Origin of the sequence: Barrientosiimonas humi (assembly GCF_006716095.1) — a bacterium.
Classification (GTDB): Bacteria; Actinomycetota; Actinomycetes; order Actinomycetales; family Dermatophilaceae; genus Barrientosiimonas; species Barrientosiimonas humi.
This window is the reverse complement of record NZ_VFOK01000001.1, coordinates 674,288-695,024: the sequence shown is the minus strand read 5'-3', so window position 1 is coordinate 695,024 and position 20,737 is coordinate 674,288. Positions and strand designations below refer to the sequence as shown.

Below are 20,737 nucleotides of genomic sequence, written 5' to 3'. Positions count from 1 at the left end.
CACGCGCCCGTCGCAAGCGCCGATACCGGGGGTTGTGACGGGCTGCTGACGTGTGGACCTGTCAGTAGCGCCGATATCGGGGGAAACGACGCGCCCCAGGCGTACCCGCCCGTCACAAGCGCCGATACCGGGGGTTGTGACGTGCCCCAGGCGCGTGGACCTGTCACAAGCGCCGATACCGGGGGAAATGACGCGCCCCAGGCGTACCCGCCCGTCACGAGCGCCGATACCGGGGGTTGTGACGGGCCGTGGACGTGTGGACCCGTCACAAGCGCTGATACCGGGGGAAATGACGTACGCCCTCGCGGACCACCGCTGGATCGTGCGGCTGAGCGCACCCCCCGGCGGTGGACCGCCCCCGCGTGACGGGGCGGGGCGTGGGAGGCCTGCGCTGAGAAATCGGGGGCCGCGGTCGGGTCAGGTGCGGGGGCGGACCAGGTCGGCGGTCACGTCGAGCTGGCCGCGGTGCTGGACGAGCTCCTCGAGGACGTGCAGCAGCACGCCGCCCTGGGTGGCGGTGAACTCGGGCATGTCGGCCTGGTCGCGGTCGGGGATCGGGCCGCGCGGGGGCGCAGCGCCGTCGAAGCCGGCGAGGTCGCGCTCGAAGCGGGCGCGTTGCTGTTCCATGCGCTCCAGCAGCGGCGCCACCGCACCGGTGGCCACGAACTCCGCCTCGCGGTCGCGCTCGACGACCCGGTCGGCCAGCACCTGCCCGCCCCAGAACTCCATGACGCCGAGGCAGTGGGTGACGATGGCGTACGGGCTGTTAGCGCCGGGCAGGTCGGGCCGCACGTTGGCCAGGTCGTCGCCCAGGTCACGCAGGGTCGCGGCCATGCCGCGCAGCGCCCGGTCCACGTGGGTGCGCACGTCGTCGAGCGGCACCGCCGGTCCCCCGTTCACGACGCCTCCCCCGCGTCGTCGCCACCGCGTTGCTCCGCCGCCTCGCCGTCGTCGGCCGCGCCCTCGCCGTCACCCTCGGGCTCGGGCGTCACACCCTCGACCCGGCCGGTCTCGAGCAGCTCGACGAACTGCTCCTCGTCGAGCACCGGGACCTTCAGCTGCTCGGCCTTGTCGGCCTTGGAGCCGGCGTTGGCGCCGACGACGACGTAGTCGGTCTTCTTGCTCACCGAGCCGGACGCCTTGCCGCCGCGGGCGATGATCGCCTCCTTGCTCTCGTCGCGGGAGAACCCCTCGAGCGAGCCGGTGACGACGACGGTGAGCCCCTCGAGCGTGCGGGCCACCGACTCGTCGCGCTCGTCGGCCATCCGCACCCCGGCCGCCGCCCACCGGTCGACCAGCTCGCGGTGCCAGTCGACGGCGAACCACTGCTCGACGGCCTCGCCGATGACCGGGCCGACCCCGTCGGTGGCCGAGATGCGTTCGGCGTCGGCGGCGCGCAGCGCGTCCATCGACCCGAACTCGGTCGCCAGCAGCCGGGCCACGGTCGGCCCGACGTGACGGATCGACAGCCCGACGAGCACCCGCCACAGCGGCTGCTCCTTGGCGTGGGCCAGGTTGTCGAGCAGGGCGACGCCGCCGGCGGACAGGGTGCGCCCGTCGACGACCTGGTCGGGGTCGTCGGACTTGCGGGCGGCGCGGGTGTAGAGCGGGACCCGGATCAGGTCGTCGCGGGTGAGGTCGAACAGCGTCGACTCGTCGGTGAGCACCCCCGACTCCAGCAGCGCGATCGACCCCTCCCAGCCGAGCGCCTCGATGTCGAACGCGCCGCGGCCGGCGAGCCCGAACAGCCGCTCGCGCAGCTGCGCCGGGCAGCTGCGCGAGTTGGGGCAGCGGATGTCCTTGTCGCCCTCCTTCTCGTAGGCGAGCGGGGTGCCGCACGCGGGGCACTCGGTGGGCATGACGAACGGGCGCTCGGACCCGTCGCGCAGGTCGGCCACCGGCCCCAGCACCTCGGGGATCACGTCGCCCGCCTTGCGCAGCACCACCGTGTCGCCGATGAGCACGCCCTTGCGCTCGACCTCGGAGGCGTTGTGCAGCGTGGCCTGGCTGACCGTGGACCCGGCGACGACCACCGGCTCCATCACGGCGTACGGCGTCACGCGCCCGGTGCGTCCGACGTTGACCGCGATGTCGAGCAGCGTGGTGTTGACCTCCTCGGGCGGGTACTTGTACGCGATCGCCCACCGGGGCGCGCGCGAGGTCGACCCCAGCGCACGCTGCAGCGGCACCTCGTCGACCTTGACCACGACCCCGTCGAGCTCGTGCTCGACGGCGTGCCGGTCGGCGCCGGCGTCGCGCACGAACTTCTGCACCTGCGCCGGCTTGCTGACGACCTTGGAGTGGGTCGAGACCGGCAGGCCCCACTCGCGCAGCAGGTCGTACGCCTGGGACTGGCGGGTGATGTCGAAGCCGGTGCGGGCGCCGATGCCGTGCACCAGCATGCGCAGCGCGCGGCGGGCGGTGACCCGGGGGTCTTTCTGCCGCAGCGAGCCGGCGGCGGTGTTGCGCGGGTTGGCGAACGGCGGCTTGCCGGCCTCGACCAGCTCGGCGTTGAGCTGCTCGAAGTCGCTCATCGACATGAACACCTCGCCGCGCACCTCGACCAGCTCGGGCACGTCGTCGCCGCGCAGCTGGTGCGGGATGCCCTCGATGGTGCGGACGTTCTGGGTGACGTCCTCGCCGGTGGTGCCGTCGCCGCGGGTGGCGGCGCGCACGAGGCGACCGCGGTCGTACAGCAGGTTGATGGCCAGTCCGTCGATCTTGAGCTCGCACAGGTAGTGCACGGTGGCGCCGCCGGTCTCGCGCTCGACGCGCTCGAGCCAGCCGTCGAGCTCCTCGGGGCTGAACACGTTGTCGAGGCTGAGCATCCGCTCGCGGTGGGTGACCGCGGCGAAGTCGGTGCTGAACGTCGCGCCGCCGACCTGCTGCGTCGGGCTGTCGGGCGTGCGCAGCGAGGGGTAGTCCTGCTCGAGCCGGTCGAGCTCGCGGTAGAGCGCGTCGTACTCGCCGTCGCTGATCGTCGGCGCGTCCTTGACGTGATAGGCGAACTGGTGGGCGCGCAGCTGCTCGGCCAGGTCGGCCCAGGTGTGGCGGACGTCGTCGGGCGGCTGGGTGGCAGCGGCGTCGGGGTCGGCCTCGGGCACGGACGTTTCGCTCACCCGCTCATCCTGGCGCACGGCACCGACAGGCCGACAGCACCCGGTGCGCCGCGGGTCAGGCGAGCCGCTCGGCCAGCAGGTCGGCGGCCGCGACAGCGGCCCGCTGCAGGTCGAGCGCCTGGCGCGGGGTCGCCCCCGCGAGGCCGCAGGCGGGGGTCAGGACGGCCGCGTCGAGCCGGTCGTCGCCGAGGCCCAGCGACTCCCAGGCGCCGAGCAGCGGGCGCAGCAGGTCGTCGGGACGGGGCGCGGTGGCGTCGGTCGGCACGATGCCGGCCCACGCGGTCGCCCCGCGCTCGACCACCGCGCCCAGCTCCTCCCAGCCGGGGCGGTCCAGCAGGCTGGTGTCGATCGAGACGGCGTCGGCCCCGGCCGCGCGCAGCAGCTCGACGGGCACGTCGGGGGCGCAGCAGTGCACGACGGTCGTGGCGCGCTCGGCCGCGGCCGCCAGCACCTCGGTGAGCCCGGCGCGGACCACGTCGGGCTCGATCGCCGGCAGCACCCCGAGCCCGGAGGCGGTCGGCAGCACGCCGCCGAGCACCCCGGGCAGCGCCGGCTCGTCGACCTGCAGCACCCAGCGAGCGCCGGGCACCAGCCGGGCCAGGGCGGCGAGGTGGTCGCGCACCCCCTCGGCCAGGCTCGCCGCGAGGTCGCGGCCCGCCCCGGGGTCGTGGACCGCCCGCTCGCCGCGCGGCAGGAAGATCGACGCGGCGAGCGTCCACGGGCCGGCGACCTGGACCTTGAGCTCGCCAGCGAAACCGTCGTACGCCTCGGCGAGCGCGTCGAGGTCCTCACCGAGCAGCGAGCGCGCCCGGCGCACGTCGCGCCCCGGTGCGTCGGTCAGCCGCCAGCCCGACGGCTGCAGGTCGACCGGCAGCTCGACGAGCAGCCCGGCGCTGCGCCCGACCAGGTCGGCGCCGGGCCCGCGGGCGGGCAGCTCGGGAAGGTAGGGCAGCCCCTGCTCGACGACGAGCAGGTCACGGACCTGACGGACTGCCTCGGTGATCTGCAGTCCGGGCCACGACCCGACCCCGCTCGCGCGCGGCACCTCAGCGGTAGGAGTCGAGCGGCTTGTTGCCGATGCCGCGCAACGACTTCTTGACCGTGCCGTTGGTCACCTCGACGAAGCAGCCGGTCACCATCAGCCCGCGCGACCAGGGAGCGCTGCCGCCGGAGTTCTGCGAGGCGATGATGTCCGAGCGCTTCCCGCCGAGGAACTTCTGGCCGAGCGGCAGGCAGAACTTCACGGCCTGGGACTGGACCTTGTCGCTGCCGGGGAAGGTGTCGCCGGGCTTGCCGTTGAGCTTGGCCCCCGTCGCCTCTGCCGAGTGCGGCTCCTTGCACGAGACGACCTCGACGTCGTCGCTGGTGCTCGGGCGCCCCTTGGTGCAGACGTTGTAGCTGTAGAACCCGTCGCCCTTGAGCTTGTTCTTCAGCGAGCCGGTGTTGGTGACCAGACCGCTCAGCGACTCGCGGAACTCATAAGCGACACAGACGATCTCGGCGTCCGGCTTGCTGATGGCCGCGTCGGGGAGCGGGATCGCGTCGAGGCGGGACAGCAGGAAGGACTGGCTGCCGAAGAAGCCGGCGCCGTCCTGGTTGCAGGTCGCGGTCTTCCACGCGGCGCGCTTGACGAGGTCGCCGGAGTCGCGCGAGTCGTTGCGCACGCTGAACACCTCGTAGGTGTGCGGCTGCGAGCACGACGTCTGGGTGTAGCCCGGCTTCGGGCCGAGGCACTGCCCGACCTTGTACGGCTGGCTCGGGGGCGTCGGGCGCGCCGACGTCGAGCTGCTGCTGGGCGTCGTCGGCTGGGCGGTGCTCGCCGAGGCGACCGGGCCGGGGTCGGAGGTCGGGCTCGCGCTCGGCGCCGAGGAGGTCGGGGTGGCCGACGGCGCCGACACCGTCGGGCCGTCGTCGTTGCCGCAGGCCGCGGTGAACAGCAGGAGCACGGCGACCACCACGGCGCCGAAGGTCTGACGAGGCTTCATGCGATCCCTCCCTGAGCGAAGTCTGCGCTCAGACTAGTGCGGCGCGCTCACGACTCCGAGGCATCGCGGTCCGCGCGGCGGGCGCCGGTGATGGTGCCGGACCCGACGACGCGGGTGCCGGCGTACAGCACCACGGACTGGCCGGGGGCGACGCCGCGGGTGCGCTCCGCGAGCCGCACCACGAGCCGCCCCTGCTCGTCGACCCGGGCCCGGCCGGGCAGCTCCTCGCCGTGCGCCCGCAGCTGCACGCCGTACGCCTGCTCACCCTCGGGCGCAGCACCGCACCACCGCAGCCGGTCGGCCTCGATCAGGTCGACCCCCAGCAGGTCGGCCGTGCCGACGACGACGGTGCGGCGCTGCGGCTCGACGCCGACGACGTAGCGCTTGGCGTGGTCGGCCCGCGGCACCTTCAGGCCGAGGCCGCGCCGCTGACCGACGGTGTAGCCGTAGGCCCCCGCGTGCTCGCCCACGACCTCGCCGTCGGTGTCGACGATCGGCCCGGGCTGCTCGCCGAGCCGCTCGGTCAGCCAGCCGCGGGTGTCGCCGTCGGCGATGAAGCAGATGTCGTGGCTGTCGGGCTTCTTGGCCACGGCGAAGCCGCGCTCGGCCGCCTCGGCCCGGATCTGCGGCTTGGTGGTGTCGCCGAGCGGGAAGTGCGCGGCGGCGAGCTGGTCGGCGGTGAGCACGCCGAGGACGTAGGACTGGTCCTTGGCGGGGTCGACGGCGCGGTGCAGCTCGCGCCCCTGCGGCGTCTCGACGATCTGCGCGTAGTGACCCGTCGCCACCCCGTCGAAGCCGAGCGCGAGCGCCTTGTCGAGCAGCCCGGCGAACTTGATGCGCTCGTTGCAGCGCAGGCACGGGTTGGGGGTGCGACCCGCCTGGTACTCCGACACGAAGTCGTCGACCACGTCGGCGCGGAACCGCTCGGCCATGTCCCAGACGTAGAACGGGATGCCGAGCCGGTCGGCCACCCGGCGCGCGTCGCCGGCGTCCTCGATCGTGCAGCAGCCGCGGGCCGACTCGCGCAGCGTGGCGGCCGACTGCGACAGCGCCAGGTGCACCCCGACGACGTCGTGGCCGGCGTCGAGCATGCGGGCGGCGGCGACGGCCGAGTCGACCCCGCCGCTCATCGCGGCGACGATCCTCACGAGGCACCCCGCGATGCCGACGAGGCCTTGCGGGCGCGCTCCACCGCCCCGGGCAGCACCTGCAGGAAGCGGTCGACGTCGGCCTCGGTGGAGGGGTGACCGAGCGTCAGGCGCAGGGCGCCGCGGGCCGCCTGCTCGGGCAGTCCCATCGCGAGCAGCACGTGGCTCGGCTGGGGCACCCCGGCGGTGCACGCCGAACCCGTGGAGGCCGCGACACCGGCCGCGTCGAGCAGGTAGAGCAGCGAGTCGCCCTCGCACCCGGGCACGACCAGGTGGGCGTTGCCGGGCAGCCGCCGGGTGACCTCGCCCGGGGCGTACGCACCGCTCACCGTGATGCCGAGGTCGAGCGCCAGCGCGCCCGCGACGAGCCGGTCGCGCAGCGCGGCCAGCCGCCGGGCGTGCTGCTCCTGCTCGGCGACGGCCCGCTCGACCGCGAGCGCCAGGCCGGCGATGCCGGGTGCGTTGAGCGTGCCCGAGCGCAGCTGACGCTCCTGGCCACCGCCGTACGACAGCGGCTCGACGGTCGCGTCGCGCCGGGCGAGCAGCGCGCCCACCCCGACCGGGCCGCCGAGCTTGTGGCCGGTGATGCTCAGCAGGTCGACGCCGGAGGAGGCGAACGACACCGGCACCTGACCGACGGCCTGCACGGCGTCGGTGTGCAGCGGCACGCCCGCCGCGTGGGCGGCGCTCGCGAGCTCGGCGACCGGCTGCACCGTGCCGACCTCGTTGTTGGCCCACATGACGCTGGCGACGGTGACGTCGCCACCGGTGAGCGCGTCGGTCAGCGCCGCGGGGTCGACCCGGCCGGTCTCGTCGACCTCGAGCCAGGTCACCCGGGCGCCCTCGTGCTTGACCAGGTGCTCGACCGCGTCGAGCACCGCGTGGTGCTCGACGGTGCTGACCACGAGCCGGTCGCGGGCCGGGTCGGCGCCCCGGCGGGCCCGGTGGGCGCCGAGCACGGCGATGTTGTCGGACTCGGTGCCGCCGGAGGTGAACACCACCTCCGACGGGCGGGCGTCCAGCGCGGTCGCGATGCGCTCGCGCGACTCCTCGACCACCCGGCGCACGGCCCGGCCCTGGGCGTGCAGCGACGAGGCGTTGCCGAGGGTGCTCAGCTGCGCGGAGACCTCGGCGACCACGTCGGGCAGCACCGCGGTGGTGGCGGCGTGGTCGAGATAGACGGGCTGGGAAGGCACTCGTCGATGGTACGTCGGGGCACCGACGGCCCGGCCCGGCCACCGGACGAGGTTTCGCTCCCGACCACGGGGTTTGTCACACTGTCCCTCGCCCGCTCCCCCAGCCAAGGTGCCTTCATGCGTCCTGCTCCCCGCCGCGTCCTCCCGGTGATCGCCGCCGTCTCGCTGGCGACCGCGCTGAGCGCGTGCTCGTCCGACGACTCCGCGTCCGACTCGCGCAGCGACGCCCCCTCCTCCTCGGCCCGCCCGACCCTCACCGGGTGCGACGGCCCGGCGGCGCCGAAGTTCACGGGCACGACCCAGGCGTACGACTCGGTCGCCAAGGTCGACCAGGACGAGTCGGTCGGCGTGCAGACCTCGGAGCCGACCCTCACCAAGGTGTCCAGCGGCGCGCGGGGCTGGGCCGTGGCGCAGCTGAAGGTGCACGCGAGCGTGCTGACCAACGGTGTCTTCGCGGTGAGTCCCGACTCGTTCGTGCTGGTCGACCCGCAGGGCAAGCAGTGCACCCGCCCGCGCACGAGCGCACTGCCCTCGCCGCTCGCGGTGAGCGAGATCGACGAGCGCAAGTCGGTCACCGGGACCGTGGGCTTCCTGGTGCCCGACGACGCCGACCTGTCCGAGTACTCCGTGGTCTACGTCGGCGACCCCAGCTCGCGCACCGCGGCGGCCAAGTGGTCCTCCGAGGGCACGGCCCCCAAGTCCGTGAGCGCCACGACCTGCAGCAACAAGCCGAGCCCGATGGGTCTGGAGGACGGTGTCGAGCGCACCTCCTTCGGTGGCGAGCGCGACACGATCGGCGACCCCCGCACCGGCGCGGTCCGGGTCGCGGTCAGCCACCCCCGGCCGAAGACGTTGGAGCCGAGCGACCGCCACCCCAACAACGTCGACGGCCTCGAGGTCACCGTGAAGGTCGAGGCCGTGGGCTCGGTCGCGTTCGTCGAGCGCAACATGTTCCAGATGGTCGACGGCAAGAACAACCTGTGCGGCTACAGCCAGCTCGGCACCGAGGGCGAGAACCTCTCCAGCGACCTGGTCCCCGCGGGCCAGACGCGGACGTACACGCTGATCTTCTGGGCCCCGAAGGGCTCGGCGTCGGACCTGAAGGACCTGCAGGTGATCTACCGCTCGCGGGCGACCTCCAACACCGGTGACGCGGCGTTCTACAACAAGAACGAGAACCCGCCCTACCCCAAGCCGGCCCCGAAGCCCAGGCCCAGCGGGTCCTCGTCGGCGCCGTCGTCCTCGGCGCCGTCGGGCTCGAGCTCGCCTGCCCCCTCGACCGGGTCGGGTACGCCCGCGCCGAGCCCCAGCAGCTAGTCACCCCCGCCCCGGCACGTCGGCCGAGTAGGGCGAGCCGCTAGGCGAGCCCGTATCGAGACCACGTCACCAAGCTGGTCGAGTAGGGCGGAGCGCAGCGGAGCCCGTATCGAGACCACGTCACCTTGTCGAGTGGTGACCGAAAGGCGCCGGGAGGCGTGAGTACGCCTGTGGTGACGTCGGACTCGCGAGTCGCCGCCGGCGTACATCGCCAGAATGGTCACGAACTAACAAACTGGTCGGTTGCAACTGACCCGTCTGTTAGCTCGCGACCAGTCTGGGAGTTTCTGGCCAGCCTGGGCGGGGTCCTTCCTGACCCGACCCCACGATCTCGACACGGCAGTGCGTTGTTGACACGAAGGGCTGCTACAGCACCCAGGTCTGTCAACAACGCCAGTCCGTGTCAACAACGTCGGGCTCTGTCAGAAACGTCACCACCGCGAGCCGCCAGACCGGGCCGACCAGGCACCCACTCCCGCCTCCAGGCGCCTTTCGGTGACCGCAGACCGAGGTGACGGGTCTCGATACGGCCTCGCCTAGCGGCTCGGCCTACTCGACCACCTTGGGAGCGCTCGTCCCTCGCGCTCCTCAGGGCGCTCGACCAGCGTGACTCTTGCGGCTAGCCGCAGCGAGGCCCTCCGGTCGGAACCGGAGGGCCTCGCTGCTGGCGTGGAAGAGCGCGTCAGGAACGAGCCTTCTGCACGGCCTCGGTGGCCTGCGGCAGCACGGTGAACAGGTCGCCGACGACACCGAAGTCGACCAGCTCGAAGATCGGCGCCTCCTCGTCCTTGTTGATCGCGACGATCGTCTTGGACGTCTGCATGCCGGCGCGGTGCTGGATGGCACCGGAGATGCCGCACGCGACGTACAGCTGCGGCGACACCTGCTTGCCGGTCTGGCCGACCTGGCTGGAGTGGGGGTACCAGCCCGAGTCGACCGCGGCGCGCGAGGCGCCGACGGCGGCGCCGAGGCTGTCGGCGAACGTCTCGACCGGGCTGAAGTCGCCGCCCGTGCCGCGGCCGCCGGAGACCACGATCGCGGCCTCGGTCAGCTCGGGACGGCCGCTCTTCTCCTTGGCCTTGCGGTCGGTGATGCGGGCGGTCTTGGCGCCGTCGCTGACGGACACCTCGACCGGCACCACCGTCGCGCTGGCCTGCGCGGCCGACGGCGGGACGACGTTGGGCTTGACCGTGATGATCGGCGTGCCCTGCTTCACCTTGCCGGTGAGCGTGTAGGACCCGGCGAACACCGACTGGGTCGTGGTGAGCGCGCCCTCGGAGCCCTCGACCGCGACGGCGTCGGTGACCAGGCCGGAGCCGGTCTTGATCGCCAGGCGGGCGCCGGCCTCGGTGTTGTGCGGCGTCGCGGGCAGCAGCACCGCGGCGGGCTGGGACTGCTCGACGACCGCCGCGAGGGCCTCGGCGAGCGGGGCCACGAGGTAGTCGGACACGTCGGCGTTGTCGATGACGTAGACCTTCTCGGCGCCGAACTGCGCGAGGCGCGGGCGGGCGGCCTCGACGTTGCTGCCGACGAAAACCGCTGCGGGAGTGCCGAACTGGCGGGCGATGGTCAACAGCTCTGCGGTGGTCTTCTTGACCTCACCGTCGGTGTGGTCGACCAGGACGAGTACTTCAGCCATGGATGCTCTCCCTCACACGAACTTCTTGGAGACGAGGAACTCGGCGAGCTTGCTGCCGCCGTCGCCCTCGTCGGTGACGATCTGACCCTGCTCGCGCGGCGGGCGCGCGGTGAAGGACTCGACCTCGGTCCAGGAGTTGTCGAGGCCGACCTGACCGGCGTCGACGCCGAGGTCGGCGAGGCTCCAGGTCTCGACCGGCTTCTTCTTGGCGGCCATGATCCCCTTGAACGAGGGGTAGCGCGGCTCGTTGGTCTGGTCGGTGACCGAGACGACGGCCGGCAGCGAGGCCTCGAGGGTCTCGCTCGCGACGTCGCCGTCGCGGCGCCCGGTGACCTTGCCGTCGGTGACCTCGATCGTGGAGATCTGGGTGACCTGCGGCAGGCCGAGGCGCTCGGCGAGCATGGCCGGCACGACGCTCATCGAGCCGTCGGTGGAGGCCAGGCCCATGAGGACCAGGTCGGGGTTGCCGATCTTCTTGATCGCCTCGGCGAGCACCAGCGAGGTCGCGGGCGCGTCGGAGCCGGCGATCGCGTCGTCGACGACGTGCACGGCCTTGTCGGCACCCATCTGCAGCGCCTTCTTCACCGCGTCGGCGGCCTGCTCGGGGCCGACGGTCAGGACGGTGATCTCACCGCCGCCCGCCGCCTCGTTGATCTGCAGCGCGGCCTCGATGGGGTACTCGTCCAGCTCGGAGAGCAGCCCGTCGACGCCTTCGCGGTCGGTGGTGTTGTCCTCGGTGAAGGTGCGCTCCGCCTGGGCGTCGGGCACGTACTTCACGCAGACGACGATGTTCATGTCGTTCGTCCTCATTCCTGTCGCTGTCGTGCGAGGGAGTCCTGCGACCCTGATGCTACCGACCGGTAACGGGGCGCAGGGGTGAGGGTCGGTGGGCGACCCTCAGGCGTAGCGGATCCAGATCAGCAGCATCCCCACGAGGGTGAGCAGCACGATGATCCAGGGGCCGAGCCGGTTGACCACGAAGGCCAGCACGCCCGGCGCCTCGGCGGCCCCGACCCGGGCGCGGTAGATGTCGGCGCGCTGGCCGAGCAGGCTGTCGGCCACCGCGGCGCCGACCACGACGACCAGTCCGACGACCAGGGGCAGGACCGGCGGCATCCCGATCAGCCGGTCGACGTCGCGGGTCAGCGCGGTGAAGCCCCACAGCGCGAGGAACATGCCGACCAGGCCGAGCAGCGCCAGCAGCACCGCCTTGGTCTGCGAGGCGCGGGCGGCCTCGGGGTCGTCGGCGATGCTGACCTTGCCGGCGTACTCCTCCGGGTCGCCGAACTCCTCCTGGGCGGTGCTGCCGCTGGCGGTCAGCGCGTCGTCGACCACCTCGAGCGCGTGGTTGACGGCCTGCGGCGACGCCCCCCGCTTGCCCAGCGCGGCGACGAACGTCTCCTGCCAGTCCTTGTCGATGTGCCAGGCCTTGATGGTCACGGCTGTTCCTCTCCGGGCAGTGACGGTCGGCGACCGGGGCGGGTGTCGCGGGTACGGCGCGACGTGCTGCGCAATGTACCGCGCACCCGCCTCGGCGCGACCCGTCAGCGGCCGGTGAAGGTCGCCTTGCCGGGGCCGTTCTCGACGAAGGACCGCATGCCGATCTCGCGGTCGTCGGTCGCGAACAGCCCGGCGAACAGCTGGGATTCGATGGCGAGGCCGGTGTCGAGGTCGCCGTCGAGGCCGCGGTCGATGGCCTCCTTCGCGGCGCGCAGCGCCATGGCGGCGGCACCGACGTACGGCTTCACCCGGGCGAGCGCGGCGGTGTAGACCTCGCCGGGCTCGGCGAGCTCGTCGACCAGGCCGATCGCGAGCGCCTCGTCGGCGTCGACGAACCGGCCGGAGAAGACGATGTCCTTGGCCCGGGCCGGCCCGACCAGGCGCGCCAGGCGCTGGGTCCCGCCCGCGCCGGGGATGACGCCGAGCAGGATCTCGGGCTGGCCGAGCTTGGCGTTCTGGCCCGCGACCCGGAAGTCGCAGGCCATCGCCAGCTCGCAGCCCCCGCCGAGGGCATAGCCCTCGATGGCGGCGACGGTGGGCTTGGGGATGCGGGCGACGGCCGTGAAGCACTCGCTGAGGCGACCGGCGCGCTTGGCCATGTCGGCGTACGACATGTCCAGCATCTCCTTGATGTCGGCTCCGGCGGCGAAGGCGTTCTCGCCGCCGTAGAGCACGACCGCCGCGACGGCGTCGTCGGCCGCCAGCTCGGCCGCCGCGGCCGCGATGCCCTCCTGGATCGCGGCGTTGAGCGGGTTGAGCTTGGGCCGGTCGATGCGCAGCGTGCCGATGCCGTCCTCGACGCTGGTCGAGACGAACTCGCCGAACTGGGTCACTGCGGCCCGTCCTGCGGCGCGCCGTCGGGGCCGGCGCCGGGGGGCGGGTCCTGCATGAAGGCGGGGGTGCCGCCGGTCGAGACGTGCTGGTCACCGTTGACCGACATGTGCCACATCTGCACCGCCTGCAGCAGCATCTGGACGGTCGACTGCAGCAGGGTCTTCAGGTCGGCGTCGGGGCCGACGAGGTGCTCGGCGGTGACCACGAGGGTGCCGCCGGCGATCCCGACCTTGATGATGTTGAGGCTCAGGGTGACGTCGTTGGCGGCGTCGAGCTGGGTGAGGAGGTCGCTCGGCAGCTCGTCGGCGATCTGCCACTGGCCGAAGACGCGCATCAGCGGCACGTCGCCGTCCATGGCCTTCACGAACAGCTGCTGGCCCTGCACCTTGAAGCTCACGTCGCCGTCGGCGTCGATGTCGGGGCGATAGCCGTCGTCCTGCAGCGCATCCAGCACGCGACCGCGCAGCGGCGACTCGTCGGACGGGGGCGGGAAGTTCGGCAGTGACGTGGGATCAGTCATGGGGCCAACGTAACCGCTCAATACGCTGGCCACCATGCCCGCCCCGTTGCCCGTCGAGGCCGCCGCACGCGCTGCTCGCACCGCCCCCGCCGACGTCCCTCCGCCGCTCGGGGCGCACCCCGTCGAGGGCGGTGTGGAGTTCTGCGTGCACGCCGGTCACGCCGACGCCGTCACCCTGTGCCTGTTCGACGAGCAGGGACGCGAGCGCCACCTGGCGATGGACGAGCACTCGCACGGCGCGTGGTCACTGCGGGTCGAGGGCGTCGGGCCCGGTCAGCGCTACGGCTACCGCGTCGACGGGCCGTGGGACCCCGCCGCGGGCCACCGGCACAACCCGGCCAAGCTGCTGCTCGACCCCTATGCCCGGGCCGTCGACGGCACGGTCGACTGGCGCCCCGAGGTCTTCGGGCACCGGGTGGACGAGTCGTTCGCCGGCGACGGGCTGACGCGCGACGACCGCGACAGCGCGGCGCACGTCCCGCGCGGCGTCGTCGTCGACCCCACCTTCGACTGGGGCGATGACCGGCCGCCGCAGCACAGCTGGCGGCACACCGTGATCTACGAGACCCACGTGGTCGGACTGACCATGCTCCTGCCGGACGTGCCCGAGCACCTGCAGGGGACGTACGCCGGGGTGGCGCATCCCGTGACGATCGAGCACCTGCGACGGCTGGGCGTGACCACCGTCGAGCTGCTGCCGGTGCACAGCTTCACCAGCGAGCCGGCCGTGGTGCAGCGCGGGCTCGAGAACTACTGGGGTTACAACAGTCTCGGCTTCTTCGCGCCGCACGCGGGGCACGCCGCCGCGCGCGACCCGCAGGGTGTGGTCGCCGAGTTCAAGGGCATGGTCAAGCTGCTGCACGCGGCCGGCATCGAGGTGCTGCTCGACGTCGTCTACAACCACACCGCCGAGCAGTCGGCGGCCGGCGGGGCGACGCTGTCGTGGCGCGGGCTCGACAACCGGACCTACTACTGGCTGGACGAGCAGGGCGTCGACGTCGACGTCACCGGCTGCGGCAACACCGTCGCGCCGCAGCACACCGTGCCGGTGCGGATGGTGCTGGACTCGCTGCGCTACTGGGTGCAGGAGATGCACGTCGACGGCTTCCGGTTCGACCTGGCGGTGGCGCTGGCGCGCGGCAAGGACGGCGCGTTCGACCCCGACCACCCGCTGCTCGTGGCGCTGCGCACCGACCCGGTGCTGTCGCGGGTGAAGCTGGTCGCCGAGCCGTGGGACCTGGGGCCGGACGGCTGGCGCACCGGGCAGTTCCCGCCGCCCTTCGCCGAGTGGAACGACACCTTCCGCGACACCGTGCGCACGTTCTGGCTGCCCGACGTCGCCGGCACGCTCGACGGGCGGCCGGGGCACGGCGTGCGCGAGCTCGCCACCCGCATCGCCGGCTCGGCCGACCGGTTCGGCTCGGCGCACCGCGGGCCGCTCGCGTCGGTCAACTTCGTCACCGCGCACGACGGGTTCACCCTGTCCGACCTCACGGCCTACGACCGCAAGCACAACGAGGCCAACGGCGAGGGCAACCGCGACGGCAGCAACGACAACCGGTCGTGGAACCACGGCGTCGAGGGCCCGGCCGACGAGGAGACCGAGACGCTGCGGCGGCGGTCGCGGCGCAACCTGCTCGCCACGCTCGCGCTGTCGTCGGGGGTGCCGATGCTGCTCGGCGGCGACGAGCTCGGCCGCACCCAGGGCGGCAACAACAACCCGTACTGCCAGAACAACGAGATCAGTTGGTACGACTGGGGATTGGCGCCCTGGCAGCACGACCTGATCGACACCACGAGCGCCCTGCTGCGGCTGCGCCGGGAGCACCGGGTGCTGCGTCAGCGGCACTTCTTCCCCGGCGACCCGATCGACGGCGACGAGCGCGCCGCGCTGCACTGGCACGCGATCGACGGCGAGCTGATGACCGCGCAGCGGTGGGACTCCCCCGAGACCCGCACGCTGCAGGCGGTGTTCGACGGCGCCGACGTGGGCGACGACCGGCTGCTGATGGTGCTGCACGGCTCGACCGACGGCGGCGAGGTGGTGCTCCCCCGTCAGCCCGGCGTACGTCGGTGGCGGCTGCTGTGGGACAGCGCCTGGGAGCACCCGGGCGAGGTCACCGACCGCGAGGCCGCCCCCGGCGAGGCCTACCCGGTGGTGGGCGCGAACTTCCTGCTGTTCCAAGGGGTCTGAGCGCCGGACGAGAGCGGCGCGGCGGGTGCCGGGTCACGCAGATCGTGCGTTGACGTACGAAATGCTGCGGCCACCCCCGGGATCCCGGGCGACGCCGCCTCAGATCGTGCGTTGACGTACGAAATGCAGCCCCCAGCCCCGGAATCCCGGGCGACGCCCCCTCAGATCGTGCGTTGACGCACGAAATGCAGCCGCCAGCCCCGGAATCCCGGCCGACGCCCCCTCAGATCGTGCGTTGACGTACGAAATGCGCCGGGCGGCGCAATCACGCCGGCTGGATCGTGACTCCCTCGGCCGGTGGCACGGGGTCGCTCGCCAGGCGCGAGCAGGTCACCACGTCGTACCGAACTCCGTCGTAGACCAGCTTCTGCCGCTCCAAGCCCTCGGTGGCGAAGCCAGCCCGCCGCGCGACCGCTCCCGATGCGGGGTTGTTCTGCCGATAACCCAGCTCCAGGCGCGCAAGACCGAGGTCACGCAGCGCCCAGGTGCACAGCGCCGCCGTCGCGCGCCCGACGAGGCCACGTCCGCGCACGTCAGCCGCGCTGAGATAAGAGATCCACGCCGTTCCGGCGGCGGGACCCTCGCGACGGATGTTGGTGACGCTGACGTTTCCGACGGCGCGGCCGGCGACCACGATCGCGGCATTGACGTGCTCGGTCGACCACGGGAACCGCTCGGCGATCACCCGCACGGCGTCTTCAGCACTCACCACCGGCGGCATCTGACGGACCAGGTCAGGGTCAGAACTACTGATCGCCAGCAGGGCATCAGCATCGGTGTCTCGCCAGGGCCGGAGCAGGACCGGCTCGGGAACCTTCTCCAAAACCGTTGCGCCTGCTAGCTCTTCGCGCTGCGCGGCCAGTGCTTCTCGCCGCGGGGGTAGAGGTAACGGTCCAGGCGGTGCGGGTCGACCTCGAGCAGCTTGCGGTCCCAGCCGGCGAGGTCGGCGGCCTTGGCGTAGGTGCGGTCGAGGAAGTCCATGAGCGTCTGGTCGGGGTCGTCGCTCGTGCGGACCGTCTCGTAGGGCAGCACCCACTCCCCCAGCTCGGTGTCGAACGTGGCGGGCGACAGGTCGCCGTCGCGGTAGCCGTCGGGCTCGGGATAGACGTACGCGTAGAACGTGCCCTCGCTGGAGCCGCCGGGCCAGAAGCCGGCCGCGGAGTTCTCGCGCGACTCGGCCTCCTGCATCACCCACGGCGGGCAGTTCGGCACGCTCCCGGTGTGCTTGGGCGCCGGCCGCCCGGAGAACCGCGCGCAGGCCAGGTCCATCGAGCCCCAGAAGACCTGGACCGGACTGTCCTTGCCCGCGAAGCCCGCGCGCCAGGCGCTGAAGACGTTCTCGGCGCTGACCAGCTGGCGCCAGAAGGCGTTCGCGGAGGCAGCGTCGTACGACTTGTGCTCGGTGTCCTCGGCGAACGGGATCGCCGTCGCCAGCTCGTTGGGACGCGCGTCGATCGAGCACTCCGCGCCGAGCTGCGGCAGCGCCTCCTGCACCTCCTGCCAGAACGCGGCGACCGTCTTCGGCTCCAGCGCGATCTCGCGCTGCTCGCCGTTGGTGCTGCGCAGCACCAGCCGGTGGTCGACGAAGTCGAACTCACCGTCGACCTCGGCCTCCGGCCCGCGCATCAGGTGGGTGCGCAGCCCGCGCGCACTCACCTCGAACGAGACGTTCCACCAGTGGTTCACCAGCGAGGTCGAGACCAGCTGCACCTTGCCGAGGATCTGCATCCACAGGTGCAGGGTGTCGCGCGTGTCCTCCCAGTCCTCGACCCGCAGCTCGGGCCAACGGAACGTGCTCATGGGTGCCTCCCTCGTCGAGTGGCCCCAGCCTCGCACGTCCGTCCGCAACTAGTCGGCCGGCGTGAGGTTGCCGGTGCGGCGCAGCCACCACAGGCCGACGAGCGGCAGGAGCAGCGGCACGAAGCCGTAGCCCTGGCCGAAGTGCGACCACACCGTCTTGTCGGGGAAGGCGCTGGGCTGGACGTACGACCACAGCCCGACCCCCAGCACGCCCACCAGCTCGATCGCGATGGTGATGCGCGCCACGCGCGCGGACGTACGATCCCCGCGCGCGAGCGCGACCGTCGCCACGACGTAGATGAACGCTGCGAGCGCCGAGAGCAGGTAGGCCGCGGGCGCGCGGTCGAAGTACTCGGTGATCTGCAGCACCGACCGGCCGGTGGCCGCGAGCGCGAACAACGCGTAGACCGCGACGAGCACGCGGCCCGGGCCGCTGCTGGTGCTGCGCCGCTCGACGCGGCCGTCGCCGCTCACTGGCCGTTCCAGATCTGCAGGAGGCGGCCGACCATCACCATGAGCCCGAGCGCCGCGACCGCGAGAACTCCTGTGCCCCAACGGGATTCGCGGTCAGCCAGCGCCCAGTAGAACGCCGCCGGCGGCACCACGGCCATGCCGAGCAGGTAGGCGACGAACAGGCCGGTGGAGAGGCCGTGCGGGGCGTCGTCGCGCAGCGCGATCCCGACGACGACCTGCACCACGAGGAGCAGCTCGACCAGCGCGGCGGCGTAGAAGGTGGGGTTGTCCACCGCCCGCCCGCGCGCGGTGGCGAGGGCGGCGAGCCCGGCGAGCAGCAGCAGGCTGGCCACGAGGGCGCCGGTGAGGACGGGGACCACGGCAGGAAAGCGTACGTCCTCGACACGAACGGCCTGATCACCGGTCGCACTACGCGCGGCGGCGGGCAGTGCGGCAATCTGTACGCCGTGACTGATGCGAACACGGGCAAGTCCGCCGCCGACGAACTGCAGACGACCGACGCCAACGTGGTCGGTCCGACGATGCCGGTGCGCAACCCGGTCGCCCAGGGGCCGGTGAACCCGCCCGCGCACACGGTCGACGGGTTCGTCGAGGCGTTCCTGCGCGAGCTGAACTTCGGGCAGGGCGTGCTGCTGTCGCGCTCGACCGTCAACGACCAGTACCTCGCGCTGGCCCGCACGGTGCAGCAATACCTCGTGGCCGGCTGGCTCGAGACCGGGGCGCGGCGGCGCCAGGGCGACCGCAAGATCATCGGATACCTCTCGGCCGAGTACCTCCTCGGGCGCCAGCTGGACAACGCGCTGATGGCGACGACGCTCGGCGAGATCGCCGAGGAGGCGATGACCCAGTGCGGTCTGGACCTGGCGCGGCTGCGCGCGCAGGAGATCGAGCCGGGGCTGGGCAACGGCGGCCTCGGGCGCCTGGCGGCGTGCTTCGTGGACTCCCTGGCCACGCTCGACGTGCCGTGCATCGGCTACGGCATCCGCTACGAGTACGGCATCTTCCGCCAGACCTTCGTCGACGACCGGCAGGCCGAGGTGCCCGACTCGTGGCTGTCGCTCGGCAGCCCGTGGGAGTTCCCCCACCCCGAGCGTCAGGTGCGCGTCGCGTTCGGCGGCCGCACCGAGACCACCACGGACGAGCAGGGCCGCGAGCGCACCACCTGGATCCCGGCGTGGGACGTGCTCGGAATCCCTTACCACTACATGGTTCCCGGCTATCGCAACGGCTCGGTGAACACGCTGCGGCTGTGGAGCGCGAAGGCCACCCAGGCGTTCGACCTGCAGATCTTCAACTCCGGAGACTACGCCGAGGCCGTCCGCTCCCAGACCTTCGCGGAGAACATCTCCAAGGTGCTCTACCCCGAGGACTCCACGCCGCAGGGCAAGGAGCTGCGGCTGCAGCAGCAGTACTTCTTCGTGGCCTGCTCGCTGCACGACTTCATCGAGAACACCCTCCCCCGCGACTTCGACCTGCGCCGCCTCCCCGAGCGGATCATCTTCCAGCTCAACGACACCCATCCGGTCATCGGCATCCCCGAGCTGATGCGAATCCTGGTGGACCTCAAGGGATTCGAGTGGGACGAGGCCTGGGACATCACCCGCGAGTGCTTCGCCTACACCTGCCACACGCTGCTGCCGGAGGCGCTGGAGGTGTGGCCGGTCGAGCTGCTCGGGCGGCTGCTGCCGCGCCACCTGGAGATCATCTACCGGATCAACGACAACTTCCTCGACGAGGTGCGCGAGGCCTACCCCGGTGACGCCGACCGGGTCCGCCGGATGTCGATCATCGCCGAGGGTCCGCAGCGCGCGGTGCGGATGGCGTACCTCGCGACGATCGGTGGCTCGCGGGTCAACGGTGTGGCCGAGCTGCAGTCGCAGCTGCTGCGCGAGAAGGTGCTCCCCGACTTCTCCGAGCTGTGGCCGGACAAGTTCACCAACATCACCAACGGCGTGACGCCGCGCCGCTTCCTGCACCAGGCCAACCCGCTGCTGTCGACCCTCATCACCGAGGCGATCGGCCCGTCGTGGGTCACCGACCTGGAGCAGCTGCGCGGGCTGGAGCCCTACGCCGACGACGCCGGCTTCCGCGAGCAGTTCCAGGCGGTCAAGCAGGCCAACAAGGAGCGGCTCTACCGCGAGCTGCGCGCCCGCGACGGGCTGGAGCTGCCGCGGCACGCCATGCTCGACGTGATGGTCAAGCGGCTCCACGAGTACAAGCGCCAGACCCTCAAGCTGCTGCACATCGTCTCGCTGTACGACGACCTCATCTCCGGGGACGTCTCACCCGCCGACATGGTGTCGCGCACGTTCGTCTTCGGCGCCAAGGCCGCGCCGGGCTACTACATGGCCAAGGAGATCATCTACCTGATCAACTCCGTCGGCCGAACCATCAACGAGGACAAGCGGATCGAGGGCGCACTGTCGGTCGCGTTCCCGGCGAACTACAACGTGACCCTGGCCGAGAAGGTGGTCCCGGCCGCCGACCTGTCCGAGCAGATCTCGCTCGCCGGCAAGGAGGCCTCGGGCACCGGCAACATGAAGTTCGCGCTCAACGGGGCCCTGACGATCGGCACCGACGACGGCGCCAACGTCGAGATCCGGGCGCTGGTCGGCGACGACAACTTCTTCCTGTTCGGGCTCACCGAGCCCGAGGCCGAGCAGCTGCGCGCGGACGGCTACGACCCCAAGGCGTTCTACCGCTCGGACGAGAAGCTGCGCCGCACCCTCGACCTGCTCGGCTCCGGCATCTTCACCGGCGGCGACGCCTCGGCCAGCGCCCCGCTGGTGCAGAACCTGCTGCACGACGACCCGTTCATGGCGCTCGCCGACTTCCGGTCCTACCTCGACGCGCAGACGCGGGTCGACGAGGCCTACCGCGACAGCGACGCCTGGACCCGGTCGGCGATCCTCAACGTCGCCCGCACCGGCTTCTTCTCCAGCGACCGCTCGATGCGCGACTACCTGGACCGCGTCTGGCTCGCCTGAGCGGCGTGCCACCGGGATCGGTGA

Annotated in this window: 18 protein-coding genes; 3 read left to right on the top strand and 15 right to left on the bottom strand. The window is 72.2% G+C overall.

Annotation, left to right across the window (positions count from 1 at the left end; genetic code table 11):
* Positions 1-417: 417 nt before the first annotated feature.
* Genes FB554_RS03315 through FB554_RS03290 form a run of 6 tightly spaced genes read right to left on the bottom strand, consistent with a single transcriptional unit; the run spans position 418 to position 7,448 of the window.
* Positions 418-900: a mycothiol transferase gene (locus tag FB554_RS03315; protein ID WP_211344521.1), complete on the bottom strand. Its 483-nt coding sequence runs from the start codon at positions 898-900 to the stop codon at positions 418-420.
* Complete coding sequence (ligA, locus tag FB554_RS03310; protein ID WP_236022246.1) at positions 897-3,119, bottom strand: NAD-dependent DNA ligase LigA; 2,223 nt, start codon at positions 3,117-3,119, stop codon at positions 897-899. The genes FB554_RS03315 and ligA overlap by 4 nt, the downstream gene beginning before the upstream one ends.
* 55 nt (positions 3,120-3,174) lie before the next feature.
* Positions 3,175-4,164 (bottom strand): uroporphyrinogen decarboxylase/cobalamine-independent methonine synthase family protein, encoded by a 990-nt coding sequence (locus tag FB554_RS03305; protein WP_142004622.1) that lies wholly within the window; start codon positions 4,162-4,164, stop codon positions 3,175-3,177.
* A gap of 1 nt (position 4,165) precedes the next feature.
* A complete protein-coding gene (locus tag FB554_RS03300) occupies positions 4,166-5,104 on the bottom strand; it encodes a septum formation family protein (RefSeq protein WP_142004621.1) in 939 nt (312 codons plus the stop codon).
* A gap of 47 nt (positions 5,105-5,151) precedes the next feature.
* Entirely contained in the window at positions 5,152-6,252 is a 1,101-nt protein-coding gene (mnmA, locus tag FB554_RS03295) for a tRNA 2-thiouridine(34) synthase MnmA (protein ID WP_142004620.1), read from the bottom strand.
* Complete coding sequence (locus tag FB554_RS03290) at positions 6,249-7,448, bottom strand: cysteine desulfurase family protein (RefSeq protein WP_142004619.1); 1,200 nt, start codon at positions 7,446-7,448, stop codon at positions 6,249-6,251. The genes mnmA and FB554_RS03290 overlap by 4 nt, the downstream gene beginning before the upstream one ends.
* 117 nt (positions 7,449-7,565) lie before the next feature.
* Between FB554_RS03290 and FB554_RS03285 the strand changes: the two genes are divergently transcribed.
* Positions 7,566-8,765 carry a DUF4352 domain-containing protein gene (locus tag FB554_RS03285; RefSeq protein ID WP_142004618.1) on the top strand — a complete coding sequence of 400 codons (1,200 nt, stop codon included), beginning with the start codon at positions 7,566-7,568 and terminating at the stop codon, positions 8,763-8,765.
* A 682-nt stretch (positions 8,766-9,447) separates the two neighbouring features.
* On the opposite strand, the gene FB554_RS03280 is transcribed toward FB554_RS03285, so the two are convergent.
* From FB554_RS03280 to FB554_RS03260, 5 genes are all read right to left on the bottom strand, one after another.
* On the bottom strand, positions 9,448-10,404 hold the full coding sequence (locus FB554_RS03280; protein ID WP_142004617.1) for an electron transfer flavoprotein subunit alpha/FixB family protein: 957 nt from the start codon (positions 10,402-10,404) through the stop codon (positions 9,448-9,450).
* Positions 10,405-10,416: 12 nt separating this feature from the next.
* The gene (locus FB554_RS03275; protein WP_142004616.1) at positions 10,417-11,199 is read right to left on the bottom strand and encodes an electron transfer flavoprotein subunit beta/FixA family protein; all 783 of its coding nucleotides are present in this window, start codon (positions 11,197-11,199) and stop codon (positions 10,417-10,419) included.
* A gap of 102 nt (positions 11,200-11,301) precedes the next feature.
* Positions 11,302-11,844, bottom strand: coding sequence for a hypothetical protein (locus FB554_RS17035; RefSeq protein ID WP_170206765.1), 543 nt, complete (start codon positions 11,842-11,844; stop codon positions 11,302-11,304).
* Positions 11,845-11,948: 104 nt separating this feature from the next.
* Positions 11,949-12,737, bottom strand: coding sequence for an enoyl-CoA hydratase/isomerase family protein (locus FB554_RS03265; protein WP_142004615.1), 789 nt, complete (start codon positions 12,735-12,737; stop codon positions 11,949-11,951).
* Positions 12,734-13,258 carry a hypothetical protein gene (locus FB554_RS03260; RefSeq protein ID WP_142004614.1) on the bottom strand — a complete coding sequence of 175 codons (525 nt, stop codon included), beginning with the start codon at positions 13,256-13,258 and terminating at the stop codon, positions 12,734-12,736. Before FB554_RS03260 ends, FB554_RS03265 begins: the two co-directional genes overlap by 4 nt.
* Positions 13,259-13,292: 34 nt before the next feature.
* On the opposite strand from FB554_RS03260, the gene glgX reads away from it, so the two are divergent.
* A complete protein-coding gene (gene glgX / locus FB554_RS03255; protein WP_142004613.1) occupies positions 13,293-15,452 on the top strand; it encodes a glycogen debranching protein GlgX in 2,160 nt (719 codons plus the stop codon).
* A 265-nt stretch (positions 15,453-15,717) separates the two neighbouring features.
* On the opposite strand, the gene FB554_RS03250 is transcribed toward glgX, so the two are convergent.
* From FB554_RS03250 to FB554_RS03235, 4 genes are read right to left on the bottom strand one after another with little or no spacing between them, the layout of a single operon-like run.
* Complete coding sequence (locus tag FB554_RS03250; RefSeq protein WP_142004612.1) at positions 15,718-16,275, bottom strand: GNAT family N-acetyltransferase; 558 nt, start codon at positions 16,273-16,275, stop codon at positions 15,718-15,720.
* 14 nt (positions 16,276-16,289) lie between these two features.
* Positions 16,290-17,252: a DUF5996 family protein gene (locus FB554_RS03245; protein WP_142004611.1), complete on the bottom strand. Its 963-nt coding sequence runs from the start codon at positions 17,250-17,252 to the stop codon at positions 16,290-16,292.
* 48 nt (positions 17,253-17,300) lie between these two features.
* Positions 17,301-17,726, bottom strand: coding sequence for a hypothetical protein (locus FB554_RS03240; RefSeq protein ID WP_142004610.1), 426 nt, complete (start codon positions 17,724-17,726; stop codon positions 17,301-17,303).
* The gene (locus FB554_RS03235) at positions 17,723-18,085 is read right to left on the bottom strand and encodes a hypothetical protein (RefSeq protein WP_142004609.1); all 363 of its coding nucleotides are present in this window, start codon (positions 18,083-18,085) and stop codon (positions 17,723-17,725) included. Before FB554_RS03235 ends, FB554_RS03240 begins: the two co-directional genes overlap by 4 nt.
* A 162-nt stretch (positions 18,086-18,247) precedes the next feature.
* Between FB554_RS03235 and FB554_RS03230 the strand changes: the two genes are divergently transcribed.
* Positions 18,248-20,713 (top strand): glycogen/starch/alpha-glucan phosphorylase, encoded by a 2,466-nt coding sequence (locus tag FB554_RS03230; protein WP_142007398.1) that lies wholly within the window; start codon positions 18,248-18,250, stop codon positions 20,711-20,713.
* Positions 20,714-20,737: the final 24 nt, after the last annotated feature.